Annotated in this window: 6 protein-coding genes; all 6 read right to left on the bottom strand. The window is 33.4% G+C overall.

Going from position 1 to position 7,230, the window contains the following annotated elements; all coding sequences use genetic code 11:
- Positions 1–276: 276 nt before the first annotated feature.
- The 6 genes from gerXC to ACFVRR_RS06950 all read right to left on the bottom strand — a co-directional run bounded on the left by gerXC (position 277) and on the right by ACFVRR_RS06950 (position 6,797).
- Complete coding sequence (gene gerXC / locus ACFVRR_RS06925; RefSeq protein WP_387326235.1) at positions 277–1,449, bottom strand: spore germination protein GerXC; 1,173 nt, start codon at positions 1,447–1,449, stop codon at positions 277–279.
- Positions 1,446–2,945 (bottom strand): spore germination protein GerXA, encoded by a 1,500-nt coding sequence (gerXA, locus tag ACFVRR_RS06930; RefSeq protein WP_387326238.1) that lies wholly within the window; start codon positions 2,943–2,945, stop codon positions 1,446–1,448. The genes gerXC and gerXA overlap by 4 nt, the downstream gene beginning before the upstream one ends.
- Positions 2,932–4,029, bottom strand: a complete 1,098-nt coding sequence (gene gerXB / locus ACFVRR_RS06935) for a spore germination protein GerXB (RefSeq protein WP_387326241.1) — start codon at positions 4,027–4,029, stop codon at positions 2,932–2,934. The genes gerXA and gerXB overlap by 14 nt, the downstream gene beginning before the upstream one ends.
- Before the next feature lie 347 nt (positions 4,030–4,376).
- The gene (locus ACFVRR_RS06940; protein ID WP_387326243.1) at positions 4,377–5,336 is read right to left on the bottom strand and encodes a PDR/VanB family oxidoreductase; all 960 of its coding nucleotides are present in this window, start codon (positions 5,334–5,336) and stop codon (positions 4,377–4,379) included.
- 15 nt (positions 5,337–5,351) lie between these two features.
- The gene (locus ACFVRR_RS06945; RefSeq protein WP_387326245.1) at positions 5,352–5,840 is read right to left on the bottom strand and encodes a hypothetical protein; all 489 of its coding nucleotides are present in this window, start codon (positions 5,838–5,840) and stop codon (positions 5,352–5,354) included.
- Positions 5,841–5,846: 6 nt separating this feature from the next.
- Positions 5,847–6,797: a heme-dependent oxidative N-demethylase family protein gene (locus ACFVRR_RS06950; RefSeq protein WP_387326248.1), complete on the bottom strand. Its 951-nt coding sequence runs from the start codon at positions 6,795–6,797 to the stop codon at positions 5,847–5,849.
- Positions 6,798–7,230 lie beyond the last annotated feature (433 nt).

Genomic DNA, 7,230 nt, shown 5'->3' on the forward strand with positions numbered 1-7,230 from the left:
TTTTAGTTAAGCTCTCCTCTTTTTTTTAACGATTGAGCAGGGTTTTCTTAAGTATTGTCATTTTTTTAAATCAGAACTAACTAATTTTCATGGTAGCTCAATAAAAAAATCGACTTTTATGTCGATCTTGTTGTTAACCAAAAGCATCTATTAGTCAACCATGAATCTCTAATTCACAACAGCGAATGAAAGTTACACTCGTTCTTTCATGATAGTTTAAATTTATGATTATGCTCTCATTAAACTGCTAAATGTAACAAAATTTAATTAGCCTAATTATGGTTCTTTTGAGAATGGTTTCTGTAAATTGGTGGACTTCCATTGTCCGCTTGTCAAAATTTGCACTTTTACCTCAACATCTAGGGAAGACGGTGAAAGTGAGATTGCTCCGTTCTTTTCAAATTTTTTCCAGTCTTTTATCTTATTTCGATAAAGTATTTGTGAAAGCTGATAAACATCAATTCCTTTATTAATCCCATTTTTGTAGGTTTTTTCAACTTCCTTTTTCAATGTTTTTTCAGCTATTTGTTTTACGGTTTTCATAGGTAAATATTTTACAACCTGAAAAATATCTCCTTCTAAACGAATCTCCATTCGAAAATGCGGTTTGTTATTCTTTATGTAGGCTACTGTTTTGATTTTTGGTTTTTTCAATACGATTTCTGTAACGGGCTCCCCATCTTTTTTTAATAAGATCGGTGCTCGGGTGAAGCTCTTGCCTGTCCATATTAATCCTGATAAGTCTTTCTCAGACAAATACCCTTTGTAGCGCTTTGAAGCTATAAAAGCCGATCCGTTATATTTTAATAAAGGGAAATCATTTTTGTCTGATTTCCATTTTTTTGTAATCGATAAGAATGGGATTTGTGTGGTCATCGCAGGCTCATAAAAATAAGCACGAAATTTGTAAAATATCAAAGGACTAAAAAGAGAATAGTTTTTTGTCATTTCATTCGGGTTATCCCTTACAGTATAAAGGGGTGAGAGATTTAAGATGGTTCCAGTTGCCAAAACCTCCTCGATAGGATCCTTAGTTCCAAATACCCACATCGTATTCCTAAACTGGAAGAAACGAGCAAAGAATTCATCAATTTGTCGAATATCTCCATGTTTTAATATATTCTCGGAAAATACGACTGTATTAATGTGCTCCCAAGATACCCTTTGTTGAGTCGTTTTATAAAAGTCGAACGCTGAATGGTCTAAAATCTCCCCTGTTCCTTTTCCAATAAAAATTGGCTGTGGTGTCCGCATAGTGGTTTCTTGTTTTGCAAAAGTGGAAAAATTGATAAATTGGGGATAGAGCACGTATTGATTATTTTTAAAGTCAACTCCTAAGGCGTTTATGTACCATACATGCTCAACTTCTCTTGTGTCCCAACAGCCAGTTAACAGAAAAATAGATGGAAATACTATAAGAAGTTTTTTAAGAAAAAATTTTTTCCTCATCTTTTTTCTTCATCCTTTTGTTTCGTGCTATCGTTCGTATGAATCTCTTTCGGTCTTAGTATCATATTTTTAAAACGAATTCGGATTGTTGCCGGAATCAAACTACTTGGTACAAGTGGAGAGTAGGGGGCCATAAATGGTACCCCGAAAGAGCGTAAATTCACAAGATGAATACAAATTATAAAAATAGAAAATATTAGCCCTGTTATTCCAAGTAAGCTTGATAGTAGATAGACAAAGTATCGAAGAATACTTAATGTTCCCGAAAGTGACTGGTTGATCAAAGTAAACGTCGAAACCACAGAAATAGCCATCATAACAACAATACCAGGAGAAGCTAATCCTGCACTAATGGCCGCTTGCCCAATAATTAACCCACCTACTACTGATAACGTTTGACCAACCGTAGTAGGTATTCTAAGACCTGCCTCTCTCAGTAACTCAAATAAAAAAATCATCAAGAATCCCTCTAATGTAGTAGGGAATGGAACTCCCTCTCTTGATAAAGCCAGTGTTGCCAACAATGTGTAGGGTATTTGATCCGGATGATAAGCGACTAAAGCAATCCAAAATCCCGGTAGAAAAACAGCTACAATTAAGCTGAAAATCCTCAGTACCCTTCCCAAGCTTGCAAAAGGGGCTGACGAATGCTGGTCCTCTGCATTATTCACGAAAAACACAAGAGTAACAGGTCCAATGGATGCAGTCGGAGAGCCTTCCACCAATAAAACGAAACGTCCATAAAGTAGGCAATTAACAGCATAATCAGGTCGTCCGGTATATTCTAATAAAGGGAAGAGACTGAAAGGCCGGTCTGTAATAAGTTCTTCAATTTGATCAGATGAAACAATGCCATCGACTTTAATATTATTTAATTTGGATCGTACTTGTTCTAAAACATCTTGTGAAATAACATCTTTCAAAAAAAGAACAGCAACCCTAGTTTTACTTCTAGTTCCAATAACAAATTCTTCATAACTAAGGGAACATGTTTTCAATCTTTTTCGTATTAACCCAATATTAGTTTGAAGTTCTTCTACAAAACCGTCCCTTCCCCCTCTTAGTGTCACTTCCGTACTCGGTGATTCTACAGATCTTGCTGGTAGCATCGCTAGTTTGATGGAAAAAACCAGCCTAGACGCAGTGAGGAAAAAGAGAACTTCTCCTTCATAAATTTTTTGGGCAAGGTCTTCTTGTGAAAAGTCCGATTTAACGAAAGTGATAGGGAAATCAAGTTTTGACTCCAAATCCTTTGCATCACCGGAAAATCCATTTTCCAACACTTCATGAAGATGAGGCATTATTGTTTTTCTCAATTCTTTTATGTCAATGAGACTTTGACAATATACAGATAAAATAGAAAAATAACGTTTGCCACTATCGATTTGATGTTTTTGGAAGATGACGTCTTGCGCTCCTTCAAACCAACCCCTTAAAATTACTTCATCCCACTTGACCTTCATCTGATCTTGATCAGGTTGATTATTGCGCTTCATTGATGTTACCTCCATTCTCTTTATTCACAAACATGGAGAGGATGGCTAAAAGTACAAGAATCAAGAGGATGAATACAAAAGTACCCGGTAAAAATTGACGGGATAAAAACAAATAAAAAGAGGTATCGTTAATGGACAAAATGGATATCAGAGTGACCCACCCGAGGAAAAAAAGTTTTAATCCACTATTTACCTTCTTATTTGTAACTTGAAAAATATCTGAGACTAAAAAAGTAAGAAGAGACAAACGGATGAAAGCTCCAACAAACCATTGATAAACTGATAAAAAATCGAGATGTTCAATATAACGACCAATTGATACTAGCCTCCATTCTTCAAAGGCTGGGTATCGTTGCTTAGCAGCCACGAATGGACCAAACTCTGTGATGGCCCCGATAGTTGGTCCAAGAGTAAGGATTACAAAAGTGATTCCAATCCAAATCAAAGTAGTAACCTTTATTTTTTCATTTAAGTGATGATGAAAAAATAGGATAAAAGCAATCTCTATAAATCCTGATATTGGATATACCATGCCTTTTAAAACAGGAGAAGTACCGTATTCAATATATGGTTTTAAAAAAGAGTAGTCTTTATGCGGAATATTAGCAGTCATGACAAAAAAACCTAAAAGAATTACAATTGGGAGAAGGATACCCGCCGTTAACCCTATGGATTGAATTCCGTGCTTTGCATTATAAAAACAAATAATAGAAAAAGTAGCACCTAATAATACTCTAGGTGTCATCGGGAGATAAAACGATAAAAAGGTTAACGTTTCCTTTAAAAGGACGACCCCCGAGGAAAATAAGTATAGGAGGATCATAGCCATTAATGGATAGGTAATAAATCTCCCGAAATTTCCCTTAAGCCATTGAAACAACTGTTCTCCATTCATACGTTTTTGGATAAAGTAGAGAATTGGTATCAAGAATAATAAAGAAACGCTTGAGAGCAAAATGGTAATCCAAGAATCACGGCCCGAAACGTCTAAAACCATAGGAATGATAATGACATGGTTAATAAGTCCAGTACTACCAATTAAGATAAATGACATTTGAAGCAAGTTGATAGTTTGGTTTTTCATGTACATTCCTCCTTAAAAGCAAATTCATTACCAAGATAGTATATCCTTCTGGAATATTTTTATTATTTTTGAAGTCACCCTCCTACTTAATTATCTAAATCAAAACCTACATATATAGTATGTGGTTGTTTAATTAATCATTAATACACATCAGAAACAATCCTGCCAGTTTGTTCAATAAGAAACGAACCACTTTTGTGATTCGTGATATTTAACAAAATGTGCGCTAAAATTGTATCTTGAATCAACGATACACTTAGACAGAGCCCTCAAAAAAAAAGCATTAAAATAAAACAGCTAGTCTACCAATTAAATAAGTAGTCTAGCTGTTTTCATAAAATTGAACTCTATATTTCAAGGATTATTTGATTTGATTTTGCCCTTGAGACACAGGTTAAAATCATATTATTACTTTTTCTTTGATCCTCATCCAATAAGAAGTCGTGATGTTCAATTTGACCATCGATTACATTTACTTCACATGTTCCACATCTACCAACTCTACAGGAATAGGGTACTTTTATGCCCTCATCGAGTAAAACATCTAATAAAGTTTTATCAACTGGAACTTGTTTTGTAGTTCCATTTGCCAGTCTTACCTCAAATGGTCTTGTGTTAGCCAATAATTGTGGTGTAAAAACTTCAATATGGACACTTGATTTCGGATAGCCAAATGCATAAGCCGATTCATTAAATTGAGAAATAAACCGATTAGGACCACAAAAATATACATGAGTTCCGATTGAATGGTCTAAAAGTGTTTCAACTTTTAATCGGCTAGAATTAAGCTCTTTCGTAAAGTAAAAAGTAGTCTCTTCTTTATAATATTCATTTAAAAAGTCATCATATGCACTACTTGATTTAGTTGCCGAAGTATAGTGAAGTTCAAAAGATTTATTTTTACTTTTTAATTCCTTCATCATTGATAAAAATGGCGTTATGCCAATACCCGCTGCATAAAACACATGATGTTTCGCTCTTAAACTTAATGGAAAATGATTTTTTGGATAGCTAATCCGTAATCGATCACCTACTTTAATTCGTTCATGCCAATATTTTGAACCGCCCCTTGATTCCGAACTTAAATGTATGGCAATTTTATAAGTATTATCAATAAGTGAATGATGAACTAAAGAATAGGGTCTGCAAATAATCTCATTTTCTGCAGCTACATATGTATTAATATGAGAACCTCCACTAAAAGTTGGAAGATTAAATTCATCAATTGGAATAAAACTAAACTCTTTAACCTGTTGTGTTATTTGCTTTATTTCATTAACACGAACTAGTATTGTATTCTCAATCAATCCATTCACTCCCATCTACAATTTAGCGATATTACCTAAATATGCGTCATAATGGACCGAATAATGGTCAGAAACTGAAAGTAATAAATGACAGTTTTGACACTGAACTTCTTTACCAATTTCTAAATTTTTTAATTCAGTTAAACTATGACAACGACAACAAAAAACCTTAGAGTTCAGTTCACCATAACCAATATATTGTACTTCATCTTCAAAAAATCCAACATCTTCTATAATTGGTCTTAAATTTTTAAGCTCTTCTTTACTTAGTGCTATATATAAAAAACTACCCATTTTCTGACATTGCAACCAAGTTTTAAGATTATTTTGCATTTGTTCCGGACTCGAATCAAATCCGATGAAAACAAAATCAAAAGAATAATTTTTCTCAAGTAACTTTTCTAAAATTGGCTGGATTAACGACCTCCCTCTATGATTCGAACAGATTAAATATTTTCTTTTTCCATCTATAAAACTAGCTTCTTCAACTATTAAATTATTCATCGCATTCTACCCAACTTCATCAAGTTTATTTTTTAGATATGTTATTACTTCTTTTTTATATGTAGAGATTCCTTTATAATCTAAAATGAAATCCGGTAATTCACATAGAATTTTATAAAATTGCTCTAACCATTCCTTATTTAAGGTAAATTGCTCTAGTGGTAAAAAGTGAGTATGAATCGTAAAAAGGAGCCCATTACTAGCAGCCAACCTAAATAACTTTTGAACTTCAACACGTAAGTGAACAAATTCCCCAACATTATCAGCTGTTACTTTTTTTCGATCCTTACCCCATTGATCGAATGTTTCTAATGAAGTATCTAATCTTTTTCCTGCCATTAATGACCAATTTTTACGAGTCCAAGGAGTTCCTTGTTCAATATTTTTTAAGAAACGAAGAATTCGATCATCCAATGATTTTTCACTAAACATAGGGATTGGCTGATGAATCTCTTTAAATCTCATCCCTAGTTTAAAAGTAAGTGACCAATTAGAAGGAAAACAGAGATGTCCAGCATCTAAAAATAAATCACCATCTCGCTGACTCATATAAATTAAATCCTCTTGTACATGTCTACCTATGAAATTCAAAGGCTTTCCTAAGACGGAAGTTCGATCCCCAAACTTAAATTGTTCCTCCTCCATCAAAAGCTTATTATAAATAGTCCAATATTCATGCCCCTTATGAACTTCAAAATAGTTTGGATAATACCTTATTAAATGATCTAAAACTAATTCTACAATTTCCCATTGACCTTCAAAACTAGAAGGAATTGCCTGATAACAATGGCTAGGTGAATTGTATAACAAGCTTCTTTTTAATTTTATTTCATTCTCATATTTAGGAGTAATCTCGATGCTTACAGGTGGATCTAATAGAATAGAATTGTTAGAGTAACGATAAATCTCCTCTTTAAACGGATACGGAAAGCTTTCTAATTCATTAACTTGATTCATCTGAACACCCTTTTTAGTAGATTAAAAGTAAATCGTTCAAATAAGTTAAACTAGACAAAGGTAAACATGCTATTAATTTCTTTTTTATTACTTTAGATTTTAATTAATTATAAGAATATTCTGTTTTTTATGTCAATAGCTAGTCCGATTAATTGTTTAATTTAATAGGAAGTTTACGATTGAATCGTTTATTAGTAGGTTATTTCATTTTTGCTATTTTACTTACTTATGAACCCATTATTAGGTACTAAAACTGAGCTTTTTGCCTTTTTACATCCTCATGAACCCTTTATGAGGCACTCTATCTCTGCTTTTTGCTTTTGTACTTCCTCATGAACTCTTTATGAGGCACTCTATCTCTGCTTTTTGCTTTTGTACTTCCTCATGAACCCTTTATGAGGCACTATATCTCTGCTTTTTGCTTTTGTACTTC

Origin of the sequence: Gottfriedia sp. NPDC057948 (assembly GCF_042887255.1) — a bacterium.
Taxonomy (GTDB): domain Bacteria; phylum Bacillota; class Bacilli; order Bacillales; family Bacillaceae_G; genus Gottfriedia.